Origin of the sequence: Rhizobium rhizoryzae (genome assembly GCF_011046895.1) — a bacterium.
Taxonomy (GTDB): domain Bacteria; phylum Pseudomonadota; class Alphaproteobacteria; order Rhizobiales; family Rhizobiaceae; genus Neorhizobium; species Neorhizobium rhizoryzae.
This window is the reverse complement of the sequence record NZ_CP049249.1, coordinates 247,331-264,086: the sequence shown is the minus strand read 5'-3', so window position 1 is coordinate 264,086 and position 16,756 is coordinate 247,331. Positions and strand designations below refer to the sequence as shown.

Annotated in this window: 13 protein-coding genes; 4 read left to right on the top strand and 9 right to left on the bottom strand. The window is 56.9% G+C overall.

The features are described 5' to 3' along the window. Window positions 1-2 precede the first annotated feature (2 nt). The 5 genes from G6N80_RS02060 to G6N80_RS02040 all read right to left on the bottom strand — a co-directional run bounded on the left by G6N80_RS02060 (window position 3) and on the right by G6N80_RS02040 (window position 7,225). Window positions 3-1,211 carry a glycosyltransferase family protein gene (locus G6N80_RS02060; RefSeq protein WP_165130925.1) on the bottom strand — a complete coding sequence of 403 codons (1,209 nt, stop codon included), beginning with the start codon at window positions 1,209-1,211 and terminating at the stop codon, window positions 3-5. Between the two features lie 66 nt (window positions 1,212-1,277). Then, window positions 1,278-2,447 carry an ABC transporter permease gene (locus G6N80_RS02055; protein ID WP_165130923.1) on the bottom strand — a complete coding sequence of 390 codons (1,170 nt, stop codon included), beginning with the start codon at window positions 2,445-2,447 and terminating at the stop codon, window positions 1,278-1,280. Further along, the gene (locus G6N80_RS02050) at window positions 2,447-3,445 is read right to left on the bottom strand and encodes an ABC transporter permease (RefSeq protein WP_062556754.1); all 999 of its coding nucleotides are present in this window, start codon (window positions 3,443-3,445) and stop codon (window positions 2,447-2,449) included. The genes G6N80_RS02055 and G6N80_RS02050 overlap by 1 nt, the downstream gene beginning before the upstream one ends. Window position 3,446: 1 nt before the next feature. Then, on the bottom strand, window positions 3,447-5,345 hold the full coding sequence (locus G6N80_RS02045; RefSeq protein ID WP_165130921.1) for an ABC transporter substrate-binding protein: 1,899 nt from the start codon (window positions 5,343-5,345) through the stop codon (window positions 3,447-3,449). After that, window positions 5,342-7,225 carry an ABC transporter ATP-binding protein gene (locus tag G6N80_RS02040; RefSeq protein WP_165130919.1) on the bottom strand — a complete coding sequence of 628 codons (1,884 nt, stop codon included), beginning with the start codon at window positions 7,223-7,225 and terminating at the stop codon, window positions 5,342-5,344. The genes G6N80_RS02045 and G6N80_RS02040 overlap by 4 nt, the downstream gene beginning before the upstream one ends. Before the next feature lie 241 nt (window positions 7,226-7,466). On the opposite strand from G6N80_RS02040, the gene G6N80_RS02035 reads away from it, so the two are divergent. Next, on the top strand, window positions 7,467-8,450 hold the full coding sequence (locus tag G6N80_RS02035) for a glycosyltransferase family 32 protein (RefSeq protein WP_165130917.1): 984 nt from the start codon (window positions 7,467-7,469) through the stop codon (window positions 8,448-8,450). 1 nt (window position 8,451) lies between these two features. Here the strand turns inward: G6N80_RS02035 and G6N80_RS02030 are convergent, their stop codons facing one another. Both G6N80_RS02030 and G6N80_RS02025 read right to left on the bottom strand, forming a co-directional pair. Next, complete coding sequence (locus tag G6N80_RS02030) at window positions 8,452-9,177, bottom strand: polysaccharide deacetylase family protein (RefSeq protein ID WP_165130915.1); 726 nt, start codon at window positions 9,175-9,177, stop codon at window positions 8,452-8,454. A gap of 2 nt (window positions 9,178-9,179) precedes the next feature. Then, window positions 9,180-10,259 (bottom strand): glycosyltransferase family 4 protein, encoded by a 1,080-nt coding sequence (locus tag G6N80_RS02025; RefSeq protein WP_165130913.1) that lies wholly within the window; start codon window positions 10,257-10,259, stop codon window positions 9,180-9,182. Window positions 10,260-10,456: 197 nt separating this feature from the next. On the opposite strand from G6N80_RS02025, the gene G6N80_RS02020 reads away from it, so the two are divergent. Together G6N80_RS02020 and G6N80_RS02015 are read left to right on the top strand one after the other, a co-directional pair. Beyond that, complete coding sequence (locus tag G6N80_RS02020; RefSeq protein WP_165130911.1) at window positions 10,457-11,800, top strand: nucleotide sugar dehydrogenase; 1,344 nt, start codon at window positions 10,457-10,459, stop codon at window positions 11,798-11,800. A 16-nt stretch (window positions 11,801-11,816) separates the two neighbouring features. Further along, window positions 11,817-12,299, top strand: coding sequence for a class I SAM-dependent methyltransferase (locus tag G6N80_RS02015; protein WP_165130909.1), 483 nt, complete (start codon window positions 11,817-11,819; stop codon window positions 12,297-12,299). Here G6N80_RS02015 and G6N80_RS02010 read toward each other — a convergent pair. Both G6N80_RS02010 and G6N80_RS02005 read right to left on the bottom strand, forming a co-directional pair. Then, a complete protein-coding gene (locus G6N80_RS02010; protein ID WP_062556762.1) occupies window positions 12,296-12,754 on the bottom strand; it encodes a cyclic nucleotide-binding domain-containing protein in 459 nt (152 codons plus the stop codon). The two genes, G6N80_RS02015 and G6N80_RS02010, sit on opposite strands and share 4 nt — an antisense overlap. A gap of 39 nt (window positions 12,755-12,793) precedes the next feature. Continuing rightward, the gene (locus G6N80_RS02005; RefSeq protein WP_165130907.1) at window positions 12,794-15,514 is read right to left on the bottom strand and encodes an ABC transporter transmembrane domain-containing protein; all 2,721 of its coding nucleotides are present in this window, start codon (window positions 15,512-15,514) and stop codon (window positions 12,794-12,796) included. A gap of 360 nt (window positions 15,515-15,874) precedes the next feature. Here G6N80_RS02005 and G6N80_RS02000 point away from each other — a divergent pair, with 360 nt between their 5' ends. Continuing rightward, window positions 15,875-16,699, top strand: a complete 825-nt coding sequence (locus G6N80_RS02000; RefSeq protein WP_062556764.1) for a transporter substrate-binding domain-containing protein — start codon at window positions 15,875-15,877, stop codon at window positions 16,697-16,699. Window positions 16,700-16,756 lie beyond the last annotated feature (57 nt).

Below are 16,756 nucleotides of genomic sequence, written 5' to 3'. Positions count from 1 at the left end.
TTTCAACCCTGAACGATCTGCAGGTGGTTTTCGTCCTTACGCTTGAACCACTCCGCAACAATGCGCGAAATATTGGGCAAGCCTTCAAGCTGCATGCCAGGGGCGCTGACGGATGGCGGATCGCGCTTTAAAAGCTCCTTGATGGCAGAGGCGAATTTCAAGCTATCGGCCGACTCTTCGGCGGAAAGCATGCTGACCAGTCCGAGCTCGGAAGCACGCGTCGCACGTATCAGCTGCTCTTCACGCGGCTGCGTCCTTGGCACGATCAGGGCGGGCTTATCAAAGGACAAGATCTCGCAATAGGTATTGTACCCGCCCATGGCGAGAACGGCCTTTGCACCGGCAATACGATCTTCCATCCGGTTGTCGAACTCGATGATCTCGAGAAGCGGATGCGCGTCACACGCCTCCTTGAACCTGCTTCGCAGGTCTGCCGACATGTAGGGACCCAGCACGATGACTGCCTTATGCGTCAGTGTCGGATCGGCCTCATAGGCAGCGATCACATCGCGAACAAGGTCCGCCCCGTCACCGCCGCCACCTGTCGTCACCAGCAGGTAATCGCCTTTTTCCGGATTGGGCAGGGCTGCATCCTTGGAAGCGTTACGCTGCAGAAAACCTACGAAATTCATCTTGGACCGCACACTCTGCGGCACATCGATACCGGTCAGCGGATCATAGAAATCCGGTGGCCCGTAAATCCAGACATCGTCGTAGAGAGCACCGATCTTGCGCAGAACATCGTTTCGCTTCCACTCTGCCTCCAGCAGGTGCGGCGCGTCCATCACGTCCCGAAGTCCGAGAATAAGCGTCGTGCCCTTGGTCTTGAGGTAGACCAGCGTATCCTCCACCTCGCTGCGCAGACCAAGAGGCTCCTTGTCGATGATGAAAATGTCGGGCTCGAATGTTTCGGCTGTGTGCCGGATGATGGATTGCCGCATCTTCATGGTCTCATGAAGATCGATATGCTGGTCCATGGACGTATATTCGCCGTTGCGCAGTTTGATGACGCTCGGAATCTTCACGAAATCAACGCGCGCTCGATAATCGAACGCGCCCGCGATTGTCGCACCGGAAATAATGAGCACGTTCAGCCCGCGATAATCCTCGACCAGCGAGTGGGCAATTGTACGACAGCGCCGCAGGTGTCCAAGCCCGAAGGTATCGTGGCTGTACATAAGGATGCGAGCGTTTCCAAGACGTTTCGACATGGATCTTGGTCTTCTCCTAGAACATTCGATTGGCTGGAAAACGCGACCCGCGCAATCCGGTCAAACTCATTTATACGGGTCGGCTGCATCTCTAAGACCGTCGCCCAGGAAATTGAAGGCGAGGATGACAAATATTACCGGAATGACTGGTAACAAGAGCCATGGGTAAAGCGCAAGAACACTCACGGAGCGGGCTTCCGTCAGAAGCACGCCCCAGCTGGTGATCGGAGGCCGAAGCCCAAGACCTAGGAAGCTGAGGGTGGTTTCGCCAAGGATCATGCTCGGAATTGTGAGCGTGGCACTGGCGATGAGGTGGGACATGAAACCGGGCACAAGATGCCGCCCGATGATACGCGGGCTTTTTGCTCCCATGAGCTGAGCGGCAAGGACATAGTCCTCTTCGCGAAGCGCAAGCAGCTTGGAACGTACGGCACGGGCAAGACCGGTCCAGTCTAACAGCCCGAGAATAAAGGTAATTCCGAGATAGACGAGGAGCGGACTCCAATCCACAGGCATGATTGCAGCCAGCGCGAGCCATAGCGGAATGGTCGGGATCGATTGCAGCATCTCGATGATGCGCTGGACCACGAGATCAAACCAGCCGCCCCAATAACCAGCCAGTCCGCCGATCACGATGCCGAGAACGAAGCTCGTGGCAACGCCCAGAAGACCAATGGTCAACGAGATGCGCGCGCCGTAGAGAATACGCGAAAAGATATCCCGGCCCAGCCTGTCCGTCCCGAGCAGGAAGAAGTGTCCGTTTTCGGCCGGGCAGACCAGATGCAGGTTCGCATCGACCAGCCCCCAGAAACGATAAGGCTCGCCACGGCAGAAGAAGCGCAGCTTCTGCACGTCGCCCGTATCGTCGGAATAGACCCGCCGGAGGGTCGTCATGTCGAGCGTCATCTTCTGCCCGTAGACGAAGGGGCCGACAAACTTGCCATCATGGAACAAGTGCACGCCCTGGGGCGGTGCAAAGATATGATCCATATTTCGAGTATGCACCTTGTAGGGCGCGAGGAATTCCACGATCACGATCATGAAATACATGATCAGCAGAGCGATGCCTGAAAACAATGCGAGCTTGTGACGCCGAAAGCGCCACCACATCAGTTTCAGCTGAGACGCTTCATCCAGCGTAGAACTGCCCGATGCGGCATCATCCGCGTAAGGATCGAAAGGTGCTTCGCGCACGTAATGCGGCAGAACGTCCCCGTCTGCGCCAGGCTTCGTCATCACTTCGTGCTCCCTCCCCGCAAGCGGATACGCGGATCAAGGATGGCCAGTGCGATATCCGAAACCAGCACGCCAACGACTGTCAAGAAGGCCAGGAACATCAGGAACGAACCGGCGAGATACATATCCTGTGCCTGAAGTGCCCGGATGAGCATCGGTCCCGTTGTTTCCAGAGAAAGAACCACCGCCGTTATTTCAGCGCCGGAAATGACGGCAGGCAGGATCGACCCGATGTCGGAAATGAAGAAATTGAGCGACATGCGGAAGGGGTACTTCATCAGCACCTTGAAGGGATGAAGCCCTTTGGCGCGCGCCGTCATCACATACTGCTTGTGAAGCTCATCCAGAAGATTCGCGCGTACCCGGCGAACCATGCCCGCCGTTCCAGCCGTTCCGATGATGATCACCGGGATCCAGATATGCTCGAGGATGGATTTGAACTTCTCCCAACTCATGGGCTGGGAGAGATATTTCTGATCCATCAAGTGACCGATGGACGTGCCGAACCAGATATTGGCCAGATACATCAGAATGAGCGCGAGCACGAAATTCGGAACAGCGAGACCGATCAGCCCGAAGAGGGTCAGTCCGTAATCGCCCCAGCTGTACTGGTGCGTGGCCGAATAGATGCCGATGGGAAAGGCCAGCAGCCAGGTGAGGATGATGGTGACGGTGGACACGAGGATCGTCAGCCACAAGCGGTCGCCCACCACATCCGACACCGGCATTCGGTACTCGAAGGAGTAGCCGAAATCGCCATGAAGCATGCCGCCGACCCAGTTCAGATAGCGGATCGGCATTGGTTGATCGAAGCCATAGCGCGCCTTCAGATCCTCGATTTCCTGCATATCGGCCTTCTCGCCGATCGCCTTCAACTCTTCCACATAGCTTTCGAAAAAGTCACCCGGAGGCAGCTCAATGATCGTGAAGATCAGCATCGAGATAAGCAAAAGGGTGGGTATCATCACCATGAAGCGCCAGGCGATGTATCGGATCATCTCACGCATGGTCGTACCAGAAAGTGTCAGGCATGTAGACGCCCAGATAGGACATGGGATCGAATCCGTAGAGTCCATCCTTGGGAACGTTTCTCATGCGGCTGGAATGAACGACAGGCTGAAGCGTTGCATTGACGGTTCCGATGGTGAAAACCTGATCCGTATAGATGCTCAGCATTTCGTGCCAGATATGCTCACGCTCCTCGTGGCTTGACGCACTGCGCCAGGCGGCAAAGAGCTTCGACAAGGCGATCGCCTCCGGCAGATCGGAAGGTTTGCCATCGCTGCCGCCAGAGAGATGATAGAGGCCCCAAAGCGGCCAGTGCATCTGGTCGTCGGTCGTTGGCGCCAGTTCCTTCGGCGACATGTCCGCCGTCGGGACCCCGTTGTCGAGCCCTTGAGCGACCGTCATGATCGTGTCGCCACCCTTGACGCGACGTCGCAGCAGTTCGCGCTGCGAGACACGAACGAAGATCTTGATCCCGATCTCCGACCAGTGGTCGCGAACGAGTTCCAGGACATCACCTTCAACCGTGTTCTCGCCCGCTGTTTCAATGATGATCCGGGCTGAGCGACCGTCCGGCAATAACCGCTCACCCTCATCGCCACGCCTGTTAAGACCCGCGTCGTCGAGCAGTTTATTGGCAAGCGAGGGATCGAATGCCGACCAGGCTTCGCGATATTCCGGCTTGAATAGCGGACTTTCGGGAAGGATCGTATTGGAACTCTCGCGCGCGAGGCCGAAGAACGCAGCCTTGTTGATCTCACGCCGGTTGATTGCCAGGGAAAGAGCGCGTCGCACACGCACATCCCGCCACAGGTTCCGCCAGACTTCATCCTTGCAATTGAGGTTTGGGAAGAAAACTACGCGCGACCCTTGAATCCGCTTCCAAAGGTCGACGTTCAGAGGATAGCGCTCCTCTGCATTCTTCAGGAAGGTGTAATCGGCGAAGTCCAGGTTTGTGACCTGCAGATCACTTTCGCCGGTTCCGGTCTTGGCAGCGACGAGGTCGCCTGCGCTCACATCCATGAATATCCGGTCGATATAAGGGAGCTGAAGCCCGTTCTCGTCGACGCGGTGATAATAGGGATTTCGCTCAAACACAAAGCGCCCCGCTGGCGGCGCCGTTCGCGGTCGCCATGCATCAAGGGTCGGCAGATCAGGATTTTCGGGCCGCACGGTGCGCGACATTTTCTGGTGCAAGGCTACCCAGTCCTCGACACCCTGCTGCTTGATCAGTTCCTCGAGCTTTTCCTTTGTCTGATAGCTCACATGGAACTGCTTGAGGTAGTTTGCCGGATGCATCAAGCGAAGCGGGGATGGCGAGGCGATATCCGCCATAAAGTCCGGATTCGCCTCATCCCAGCTGTAGCGGACAGTCAATCTGTCCAGCGCCTCGAACTTGGGCGGCTTGCCACCGATCTTGAGGCTGGCGGGTACGCCGCCCTTGTAGAGCTTCTTGTTGTGGAACATGTCGTCCCACACGTAGCGGAAATCGTCGGACGTAAAGTCACTACCATCCGACCACTTGTGCCCCTCGCGCAGGCGGAAGGTGAAAATCCGGTCTTCCTTGATCTCGAAGCTTTCAAGGATGTCCGGCTTCAGTTCGAGATGCTCGTCATAGCCTGCAAGCCGCGAATAGGAAAAAATCGGCGCATAGCGAATGTCGCGCTGGCTGCCGATCATCATGCGAACGGTGCCACCATGCCGCCCGGGCAGTTTGCCGGATTCCGCAAGCTTCACGACGCGCGGAGATTTGGGCAAGCGTTCCGCCACCGGCGGCAAGGATGTGCCGTTTGCGCCAGATCTCAGGAACTCAGAATCCTGGAAGGCTGCAAAGACACGACTTGGGACAAGTGTTGATGCAAGAAGAGCAAGTGTATGCCGACGGCTGATCATGGGCGCAACTCCCGCACATCAACATTGCGGCGCGCGAGCACCAGATGCCCTTCACCGAGATCAGCATGCGCGAGATCGCCCGGCGCATCTTCCTGAAACTGGCGTGCCCATTGCTTCCTGGCCTCGGCGCTTGGTTGACCGATTGCAGCAAAGTCGAGAGGCCTGTCCAGATTCGGCGTCGGAACTGCAGCGAGAAGCTTCTTGGTATAGGGATGAACGGGATTGCGCATGATTACGTCACAAGGCGCAATTTCCACGATGCGTCCGGCATACATGACAGCGACCCTGTCTGCCATGTAGTTCACCACGGCAAGGTTATGCGAAATGAACAGGTAGGTCAGCCCGAGATCCTTCTTCAAATCCTTCATCAGGTTGAGGATCTGGGCCTGAATGGAAACGTCGAGCGCAGAAACTGGCTCGTCACAGATCAGCAGGTCCGGCCCAAGTGCCAGGGCGCGTGCGATACCTATTCTCTGGCGCTGTCCACCGGAGAAGCTGTGCGGGTAGCGACCCATGGCGTTTTCCGGCAGACCAATCGCCCTGATCAGACGCTTCACGGCGTCGAGACGCGCCTTGGCATCACCACGTTGATGGATTTCCAGTGGCTCGCTGACGATATTGCGGACCGTCATACGCGGGGAAAGCGAAGAGATCGGATCCTGAAAGACCATCTGAATTCGCTGGCGCAACAGGTTGAGATCTTCGCCACGTGCGTTCAGAACGTCGATGGGGCCGCGCTCGCTTTGAAACAGCACTTCGCCTGCATCAGCTGTGACGCCTCGCATCAGGATCTTGCTGAGCGTCGTCTTGCCGCAACCGCTCTCGCCTACAAGGCCTAGGGTTTCACCGCGCCGGATATCGAAACTTACGTCATTGACAGCGAGCGTCGAGGGCGAAGCGCCCAGACCGAAGCCGCCGCCGCGCTTCGTGACGAATGATTTGGAGACGTTCCGAACACTCAAAACCACATCGCTATGGGCCTCGGCGTGTTTTTTCCGATCTACGAGACCCACTGCATCGACTTCGATTTCGCGCAAGGGCTTCAGTCTCGCGCTTCGCGGCATTTCGAAGTCTGGCACCGCGGCCATCAAGCCTTTCGTGTAGGGATGGCGCGCATTGCGGAAGATTGCGTCGACGGGGCCCGCCTCCATGACCTCGCCCCGATAGACGACAACCACTTCGTCGGCCATGCTTGCCACAACACCCAGATCATGCGTGATCAGCAGCATGGCCATGCCGAGGCGCGACTGAAGATCACGCAGCAGTTTGAGGATCTGCGCCTGGATCGTCACGTCCAGAGCGGTGGTCGGTTCGTCGGCAATCAACAGGGAAGGTCCGCACACAAGCGCCATGGCAATCATGGCACGCTGGCGCATGCCGCCGGAAAGCTCGAACGGATACATGTTGAAGGCGCGGGCAGGATTGGAAAATCCGACCAGCGACAGCATTTCTTCGCACCGTTCCTGTCGCTCCTTCGGCGACAGCACTGTATGAATCTTCAGGACCTCTTCGATCTGATTGCCGACCGTATGCATCGGCGAGAACGAGGTCATCGGTTCCTGAAAGATCATTCCGATGCGATTGCCCCGGATGTTCCGCATCTTGCGGCCCTCATTGGGCAGTGCCAGCAGGTCGATGCGCTCTTTAGTATCAGGATCGTTGAAAAAGATATGGCCACTCGTTTGCGCCGCGGGGGTCTCGATGCCCATCACGGCACGACCAAGCACGGATTTTCCAGAGCCGGACTCACCAACTAGCGCCGTTACCTTGCCGGGCCGGATACGCATGCTGATATTTTTGACCGCATGGATGCTGCCGCCCCATAGCGGGAAGGACACCGATAGTCCTTCGATGCGGAGCAAGTCGGTCTGCTCATTCATTCACGTATTTCCCGGCAGCCCTGTGCGGTCTATCGATCAGGGCGGGTTCCCTTTGTTTTTTAGGACCGTATCGCAGCATATTGCCTATGTCTATGTTCCAAGCCTACAACAACGCGGACCTGAAGCGCCATTTGCACCGGAAAGATTTCGGCAGGATGACGGCGACCTCAGATTGTTTGGCGAGCCTTGCGATTTTGCCACCCGTAACGTCAGCCGCCTTTGCGATGGATCAAATGTCACCATGACCAAGCCTGAACTGCAGAAGAAGGAAGCGCGCGAAAGGCTGGAAGAGGCGCGAAAACTCATTTCGGCCGGGGAGTGGAAGGCTGCGGAAACAATCCTTGCCTCGATTGCAGTTCGTTCGATGGCGGATCCCGCCTTGCGGCTGGGAAGCGAAACCGTCCTTGGCATGCCGCGCAAGGTCCAGTCCGCGCTTCTGAAAATCGCTAAACTCCGTTCGGACAGCGTTGCCAAAGCTGGCCTCCAGTATCTGCTCGTCCCTCCACCATCGCTTCTCTTGCCGCTCACGGACTTCAGTCTGGAGGAGCGTCGGGACATGAACGAACTCAACCGCCAGCCTGTCCCGCGTATGCTCCACCAGATCTGGCTTGGGCAATTGCCTGTTCCGCCCTCGGCGGCGAAGTGGAAACGCCATGCCGAGCAGAACGGCTTTCGCTACCGGCTGTGGCGAGAGGCGGACCTGGAAGCCTTGAATGTTCCTCGGCATCCCGCCTTCGTCGAAATGATGGAGGCGGGTGACCTGCCGGGTGCGGTGGATGTCGCGCGCTATTTCATCTTGCATGCGCAGGGTGGGATTTACCTGGATTGCGACTGGTATCCGGCACGCGATGACCTGACCTTTTCGGATGTCCTGCCCCTCATCGGATTGTCAGCTCTGTTGGAGGATACGCCGCGTGACACGGGACTGGGAGGCGCCTTGCTGACGAATTCCTTCATCGCAACACCTGCGCGTCACCCGGTTTTTGCACGCCTTCTCGACATCATTCCGGAAGCTACACGCAGGTTGCCGGATGGTCCGGCCTGGTGGTCCACCGGACCGCTGATCATGACGCTCCTGTTTCGGCGAACGACATTCACCGTTCCCGATGCCGCTTTCGTTGCTGCCAATCTTCAGCGCCGTGCACCGATTGAGGAGGTTGAAGCAGCGCAGTCAGAAGCGCAGGCCTCGGGAAATGGTCTACTGATTGGTTGGAAATCCTGGTAGATCAACTGGCCATGAGTTGAGACGCACGGCGCCATTGGCACGCCTTGTGCTGAGCGGTCATGCGCAGGAAATTCTCCAGAAAGTTCCACGCGGCCTCGTCATGAACGAGATGATGAGTAAGCAGGCCCAAGGCAGGAACGGGCTGATCGAGATAGGAAACTAACTCCTCATATACTGTTTCGGCATCTTTCCCGCCCCGTACGCCACGCCAGTTCATGATGTCTACATGCGTATTGAGGAGCGGCAGCGGGGATGATGTCTCGCGCCCAAAAACAGACAGAGACCTGTAGCCGAGCTTTGGCAATTGCTCGGCGATCTCGGAGGAAATCCGGTTCCACGGCGGCACCATCATGGGAACAAAACGTTGGCCATGCAGAGCCTGCAGTTTGCCAAGGCCAGCCTGAATCTCGTTCAAGATCACCGGAAGCGGGCGGTCGTTGCCGAGTTCCTGCTTCTTTGCGGGCGGCTTCGAGTAGCTCTGGTGAGACCACCCATGCACAGCAACTTCAACAGTCGGGAAGCGCGCCAGATATTCAACCAGCGGAAACCCGGTCTTTTCCGGTATCACCGCCAACGTTGGCGGAACGGAATGGCGTTCACATAACGTCAGCAGCCGGTCGAGAGCAGGCGTAACATCCACAGCATCGTCATCACGCAGCCACAGCGTCAGCGTGCGACCTTCGGCAGCCAGTTGATCCAGACGATCGCGCCATAAAGTATCGAACATGCTTACCTCAAATTGGAACGAAGGATGGAACCCAGTCGGCCCGCAGCCGCCTCAAGGGAATGGACACGCTCGGCGCGGTGCCGCGCGTTTCCGGCCAGTTTCGAACGCAGATCGTCATCCCTCAAGAGCAGTCGAATGGTATTTGCATAATCTTCAGGATCCGAAGATTTGGTCAACAGCCCGGTCTCTCCGTGAGATACGACTTCAGGCACGCCAGCGGTTTCTTCTGCGATGACTGGCACACCCGCAGCCTGCGCCTCGAGATAGGCTAAGCCGTAAGCCTCTCCATGCCCCGGCCAGACGTAGATGGAAGCGCGCGCCAGGTGATCCGCAATCTGCTGCGGCTGCAATTGACCGAGAAACGATATCCGGGCTGACGGAAAATCTGAAAAGCAGCCTTCAACCTCCGCTCTTGCTGGTCCGTCACCAATGATCGACAGCCGCCAGTCTTCGTCCTTTATGAGCAGCAGCGCCGCGGCGAGCGCCCGATAGCTGCTGAGCTTGTCGCCCTCGCGCATCATTGCGACTGTAATCACTTGCCTCTGTTCGGGTTGAGGGGTCAGGTCGCGGAATGGAGTCACATCGATGAAGGGCGACAGCCGTTCGCATCGTGCCTCGGGAGCGGCATCCAGAATGCCCCGTCGATCTCGTTCGGTCAGGCAGATGTTGACGGCTGCGAACTTCAATCCGTCAAGAACCCGCTGCTGCGAAAGCGCCCAATTGCCGATATTGCGCCGCGGCGAGTAGGATGATTCTGCAGTCACGTAAGGGATAGTATGGGCGCGGCATAGCTCCAGTCCGAGGAGATCGGGTGACTTGTAGTACGGATGATAGCAAAACCAGAGGTCTGGCTTCCCCTGCTCGGCCCATAGGGTATCTATACGCTCGATTTCCCTACCCGCATCCATGGCAAGCTGTTCCGCAATATCCGGCGTCGCTGAATAACTGCGCAGTTCTGAAACGACGTCCACCTCATGACCGGCTATGGTCAAGGCCCTTATCAACTGCCGCGCCATCAGGCGGTCCCCCGAAGGAACAGGATGGTATGGCGATTTCAGTGGAGCATAGAAAGCGATTTTCATAGTGCTGAGATAGGAACGAGGATGCCACTCTTTGCAAGTCTGCCGATCAGAATTAATTGATGCGCTTCTGCCCGTGCTTGCCTATCTAACCTTTACCGCACCCTTGACACAGGTGGTATGGAACCTCAACTGAGCGCGACGGAAAAGCGCTTCGTGCACCATCGCACGCCACATCGCAGCATCACGGAGAAAACCTCTTGAGTCAGGCAGAGATCGCGAACCATCCTCTTGTCACCGCGATCCGCTCCAAGACGATCAAGGCCGGCGTTATCGGTCTGGGCTATGTTGGCCTGCCACTGGCCATGAGCATTTCACGCGCCGGCTTCCAGACGCTTGGTTTCGATATCGATGCCGAAAAAATGGTACGGATCGACGCGGGCAACAGCTACATCGAGGCGGTGCCGAGCGACGTTCTTGCTGCGGAGCGAACCGCGGGCCGCTTTTCCGCGACAGATGATTTTGGGCGTCTTGCCGAATGCGACGTGATTGCGATCTGCGTCCCGACACCCTTGACGCGTTATCGTGATCCAGACTTGAGTTTCGTCGAAAACACCTGTCGGCAGATCGCGAAAGTGCTGCGCACCGGCCAGTTGATCGCTCTGGAGTCAACGACCTATCCGGGAACGACCGACGAGATCATGCGTCCCATTCTGGAGGCCTCCGGCTTGAAGGCGGGTGAAGATTTCTTTCTCGGCTATTCGCCTGAACGGGAAGACCCGGGCAATCGCGACTTCAATACCTCCACCATACCCAAGGTCGTTGCAGGCGATGGCGAGCTTGCCAGTGAGATGATGAAAGCCTTCTACGGCGCCGTGGTCGATACGATCGTGCCCGTTACTTCCGTGCGAACAGCCGAGGCGGTGAAGTTGACGGAAAACATTTTCCGCGCCGTCAACATCGCCCTCGTCAACGAGTTGAAGCTCGTCTACGACGCAATGGGTATCGATGTCTGGGATGTAATCGAGGCCGCCAAAACCAAACCGTTCGGCTATATGCCTTTCTATCCGGGTCCGGGTCTTGGCGGTCACTGCATTCCGATCGATCCGTTCTACCTCACATGGAAATCACGCGAGTTCGAACAACCAACCCGCTTTATCGAGCTCGCGGGCGAGATCAACACCTCCATGCCACGCTACGTGGTGGAGAAGCTTGCCGAAGGGCTGGACCGTCGCCTTGGCAAGGCGCTCAGCCGCTCCCGCGTTTTGATTATGGGATTGGCCTACAAAAAGAACGTGCCGGACATTCGCGAGAGCCCTTCCCTTCGCCTTATGGAGTTGATCCTCGAGCGCGGTGCGCAGGTGGAATATCACGATCCGTACCTCGAAGAGATTCCCAGAACACGCGAATACGGCCACCTGAAGGGTCGCAAATCGGCGAGCCTCGATCAAACGACGGTTGATGCTTTCGATGCGGTTGTGATCGCGACCGACCATGATTCCGTCGACTATGCGAGCCTTGAACAATGGGCGCCGCTTATCATCGATACTCGCAACGTCTACGCGCGGCGAGGAATTTCCTCGGACAAGGTCATCAAGGCCTGATCGACTGGAGAAAATCTTGAGCAGACTCGATAGTTTCATCAACCGCATGAGCGCCCAGCGGGACCTGTTGAACCATGTGCGTGATAACCTTGTCTTGCCGGAAGCCGGCGAGGTCTTCGAAATCGGCCTCGGCAATGGCAGAACCTACAGCCATTTGCGGGAGAATTTTCCCGGGCGGCGTGTCATCGCCTTTGACCGGAAGCTCGCTTCACATGCCTCTGCGACACCCGCAGCGAACGATTTTGTGGAGGGCGAAATCCGGGAAACGGGACAGGCTTATCTTGGCCGACAGGCTGCGCTGGTGCATGCCGATATCGGCACGGGCTATGATGACAAGGATGCGATCACCCTGACATGGCTTCCGCAAATGGTGTCCGGCATGCTTGCAAATGGCGGAGTGGCGGTCAGCGGCCTGCCCCTCGATCATCCAGACCTGGAACTGCTTCCTCGCCTTCCCAGCATCGCGGAAGGTCGCTATTTCCATTACAGGCGGCGTTAAAGAATTGCCTCTTGGGAAAATCTCTTTCCCAAGCCGCCAATCCGATCGCGAAGAGTTTCAGCGAGAACGCGACTAATTTCGAAACTCATTCTCGGATTGTCGGAAACGAGCCGCAGCAGGCAGTCCCGACCGATCTTGAGCGCTTCGACATTCGTCAAGGCAGTTGCGGTCATGGCTCTTGGCTGATCGGAGAGAAGGCACATCTCGCCCAGCATGGAGTTTGGCTCCGCCTGCGTCGTTTCACACCGACCGCATGGACTGGACGCGGTCAACCTGACATTGCCGCTCAGGAGCACGAAGGTTGCTTCCGGAACATCGCCTTGCGCAAAGATCATATCGCCGGGCTCGTAGGATATGCGATGAGAGGCGAATGCCAGCAGTTTCAGCTTACATGGATCCACCCGGTTGAAGTACGGAATGTTCCGCAGTAGCTCAACTTCTTCCCTCAGCAACATAGCGCCGCATGCCCCCTTCACGCGTCGGCTGCCTCCACCTCAGGCAACCAACGATCTGAATATTCCACTGTCTCGATCCAGCGCCTCGAACGTCCCGTCCTCAGCGACCGTGCCGCGGTCGAATACAATCACTCGATGAAACAATCGTGACAGGGAAGTGTTAGAAAGAACCCAAATGACTGTCGGATCATTGTCCTGTTCCTTCAGGAAATCAATAACAGCCTTAACGATTTCCTCCTGAACGCGCCTGTCCAACCCCGGCAGAGCGCGGTTGAAGATGTAGAAATCGGAACGTCTCACCAACGCGCGGGCCAGGCTCAGCTTGTGGCGCTGCGTAAGGGTCAATCGGCGCCCTCCCGTTCCAACCTCGAAGTTCAACCCAAGAGCGATGAAGCTCTCGAACAATCCCTTCTCGCGCATGATTTCGCCAGCGATTTTCCTGATCTTCGCCGGAGCATCTGCAACACGATGAGACAACTTTCCGAAAAGCACATTCTCTCGAAGTGTCGCCGCGGCCATGTAGCGGTGTGGATCATATCTCTCGATCCGGTCCCGCAGGTTCGCGGGCAGATTGGCGTAGAATTTGTCGCGCGCTGCCACCACCGCATCCATGATATCCTGCGTCAACACACCGAAGCGATAGCGCGGCTCGACATAGTGCAGACTGAGGCGGACGATGGAACGTGCCTCCTCTTCCGTTATGCCTGCTCCGGTGCGGGACTGCATACGTTGCAAAAGCTGCTGATACTTGGCGATGTCCTCGGCACTGACGCGGTCGAGTTGCTGGAAGAACGGATGTTCCGGCGGCAGATCTGCGAAGATTTCGACCAGATCGTCTGCGATCTTCAGACCCATCTCATAGAGCATGTCATAAAGACCGCTGACTTCGAGCACCTCGAACAGATACTCGCTTTCCGTCACATCGCCGTCGGCGCTGGACGAAATGCGCGTCGCAGCAAACAGAAGGTTTTCCGCAACAGTCGCTTCGGCGTTATAGGCCGCCGGATCAAAATGGGCGACAATGTTCGAGAGCCCTTCAGCCTGAAGCGTTTCTCTCAAGGAATGACGCATCTCGACGATCCGCCCCGCCAGCGCCGGGTTTTCCTCCGGATCCAGATAGGAGTGCAGAGCAAGCTCCATGACATCCGGCGTCAGTTGAACGGCATCGAGCGCGCGCATGAGTGACTGTTTGAGATCGTCGTCAAAACCGCGCAAGACCGATGTCGACCGGCGATCTATCCAGTCTGCATTGAGGTCGAACGCACAATTCCCGGCTAGTTCCGCCTCCCGGATCTCCCAGTTGCGATGAGTGGCTTCCTCGCCGCTATAAGAGACGGTCGTCGTCGGCGCGTGCTTCAATCCATAAAGCAGATTGTCTTTCAGGCTGCCATGAAAGAAATAGCTGTCTGCCGAAGCATAGGTGACCTTGCGGCCCGACACAGCCTCCGGCAGTTCCAGCAAATCGGCATCGCCAAGACTAACGCGCCCGGAGGCAGGCCAGACAATACGGGCAAAGGATTCCGCCAGGCTTTCGCCCCCGTTGCCTGCATTGTCGATGATGGCAACGGTTTCGCCACGCTCGATCTTGAGCGTCACATTGTCGAGGGTCTTTGCGCCACTTCCGTCAATGACCGTCAGATTGTGGGCCGCGAGAACCGTACCCGCATAGGCAGGCGTGACGGGCTTCACCTCATGCAGGGACGGATCGACGAGTTGTCCTGGCTCAAATTGTTCCAGAACCTGCTCATACTTGACCTGAACGTCCTGGCGTGACTGATCCCAATCGATCAGTTCCTTCAGAGGGCCTGGCAGATCTTTGTAGGCGTTGATGACAGCAACCAGCTGGCCAACATCGAGCGATCCCTTGAGGGCGAAATAACCGCCGATGGAATAGAAAAGGAAGGGGGTCAGCTGGGAGAGGAAGTTATTGACGAATTTGACGAGAAACTTCCACTGATAGAGTTCATACCGGATCTTGTAGATATGGCCGAGCCGATGCGCGATATCCGCGCGCTCGTAATTGCTCGTGTCATATGTGTGGATCGTATCGATGCCGTCGACGATTTCTCCAACCTTGCCGGCAAGATGACGCGCCGTGATCTGCCGCTGACGTCCAAGATCAATCAACCGACGCCGCATTTTCGGAATGATGCCCACCTGAATGGCAACCATGACGAAGGCAATCATCCCGAGCGCGAGATTCTGGAGAAAAATAAAGAAGAGCGCCGCAGCAGCCTGCCCGCCAAGCATGACCGGTTGGACGAAAGCATCTCCGGTAAAGCCACCAAATGGCTCCACCTCGTCTTTGACCATCGTCGAGACTTCAGCCCCATGGGCCTGTTTCAAGGCACTGGGCGGAAAGCGTAGAACCCGATCCACCAGTTCGAACCGGATTCGTCTCAGCAGCCTTTCACCCAGCCGACCCTTGTAGGTGTTGATGTAGAATTTGAAGAGGCCGTTGACGATGACAAGAAACAGAAAGACGCCGCTCAAGGCCATGAGCATGGACATACGATCCAGCTCGAAGCCCTCGAAACTCCAGCTCAGATCGGTGAAGGGCACCGCGAGGGTGAACTCCATGAACAGCGCCGTGGAGTCCGCCGTTTCGAAACCGCTTCCCTGAATGGGGCCGTTGATGATCTGCTTCGGCAAATCGAACGCGGCGAAATAAGGCACCATCGAAAGCAGCACGATGGCCAGGATGAACACCTGCTGCCGCCGGGTATGCTTCCAGATATAGCGTAGTAGGTTGCGTTCCATGGGCGGCGTTTCATCGATCTCATCACAAACCGATTTACGGCCGAAGCACGAGACGGTTCAAAGAATGGACCTATACAAAGTCTTGTGCGTGCAGCCAATCGGATTGAAATGCCCCTACGAGGCCATCATGCCGAAAGTTTGGTCGGGTGTGTCCGTTTCGCTGCATGAGACGGAGGCAGGGTTCACCCCGTCTTTGAAGATCCCGAATTTGCACAAAATTTAGTCCTGCAAATATTATAAACAAAGCATTGACACGAACCGAATCCAGCGTTCTATTTGTATAGTCAAAAGAGACCGGAAACATCGGTCCGAGGGGAACAGCGCTGCGGGCAACCAAGCTCGAAAACGGGAGCAACCATCATGCTGAAAAGACATTTCCTCAAGGCGGCCGCCTGCGCCGCATTCTTCCTGGGCGCATCACTGAGTGCCCACGCCGAAGATATCCTTGCAAAGGCAAAAGCAGCCGGGACCCTCAAGGTCGGTACCGAGACGGCTTTCGCGCCATTCGATTTCATTGATGCCGGTACGCATTCGGGCCTCAATGTCGATCTGTTCGCCGAAATCGGCAAAGAGCTTGGCGTGAAGATCGAATGGGTAACGCTGCCATGGGAAGGCGTGTTGCCCGGCCTTGAAGCTGGGAAGTTCGACGTTGTTGCGGGACCAGCTACGATCACCAAGGCACGCATGGAGCGTTATCGCTTCACATCGCCGATCGCCGAGGCGACTGTGGCAATTCTCAAAAAGGCCGGCGCGCCCATCAGCAAGCCGGAGGATATTGCAGGCAAGGCCGTCGGCGTCGGCAAGGCGACGGCGCAGCTGGCTCAATTGACCGAATTTTCCGCAACATTGCCGACCAAGGTCGATATCCGCGAATATCCGGCCTTCAACGATGCCTATGCCGATATGGCGGCTGGTCGTATCGTTGCGGTCGCAAACTCGCTCCCGAACATCGCATTCGTCGCCAAACAACGGGCCGGCATGTTTGAAGTCGTGCAGCCACCTTTCGGAAAGAAGACCTATTTCGGGTATGTTGGCCGCAAGGATGCAGACTACGCTCCGCTAATGGACGCCATCGATGCTGCTCTCATCAAGATGAAGGGTGACGGTCGCATGGCAAAGCTTCAGGAGAAGTGGTTCGGTACGAAGTTCGATACGCCGGACACAGTCAAGGAACCCGCGATCTGACAACGGGATCGATGAGGAACGGCTTCGATGGATCCTGAGCCGTTCCATTACTCAGCT

What these genes read in the sequence shown, in the direction of transcription:
- G6N80_RS02000 (WP_062556764.1), top strand. Translation starts at nt 15,875, where the DNA reads ATGCTGAAAAGACATTTCCTCAAGGCGGCCGCCTGCGCCGCATTCTTC.
- G6N80_RS02030 (WP_165130915.1), bottom strand. Translation starts at nt 9,177, where the DNA reads ATGTTCGATACTTTATGGCGCGATCGTCTGGATCAACTGGCTGCCGAA.
- G6N80_RS02055 (WP_165130923.1), bottom strand. Translation starts at nt 2,447, where the DNA reads ATGACGAAGCCTGGCGCAGACGGGGACGTTCTGCCGCATTACGTGCGC.
- G6N80_RS02040 (WP_165130919.1), bottom strand. Translation starts at nt 7,225, where the DNA reads ATGAATGAGCAGACCGACTTGCTCCGCATCGAAGGACTATCGGTGTCC.
- G6N80_RS02025 (WP_165130913.1), bottom strand. Translation starts at nt 10,259, where the DNA reads ATGAAAATCGCTTTCTATGCTCCACTGAAATCGCCATACCATCCTGTT.
- G6N80_RS02005 (WP_165130907.1), bottom strand. Translation starts at nt 15,514, where the DNA reads ATGGAACGCAACCTACTACGCTATATCTGGAAGCATACCCGGCGGCAG.
- G6N80_RS02045 (WP_165130921.1), bottom strand. Translation starts at nt 5,345, where the DNA reads ATGATCAGCCGTCGGCATACACTTGCTCTTCTTGCATCAACACTTGTC.
- G6N80_RS02060 (WP_165130925.1), bottom strand. Translation starts at nt 1,211, where the DNA reads ATGTCGAAACGTCTTGGAAACGCTCGCATCCTTATGTACAGCCACGAT.
- G6N80_RS02035 (WP_165130917.1), top strand. Translation starts at nt 7,467, where the DNA reads ATGACCAAGCCTGAACTGCAGAAGAAGGAAGCGCGCGAAAGGCTGGAA.
- G6N80_RS02010 (WP_062556762.1), bottom strand. Translation starts at nt 12,754, where the DNA reads ATGTTGCTGAGGGAAGAAGTTGAGCTACTGCGGAACATTCCGTACTTC.
- G6N80_RS02050 (WP_062556754.1), bottom strand. Translation starts at nt 3,445, where the DNA reads ATGATCCGATACATCGCCTGGCGCTTCATGGTGATGATACCCACCCTT.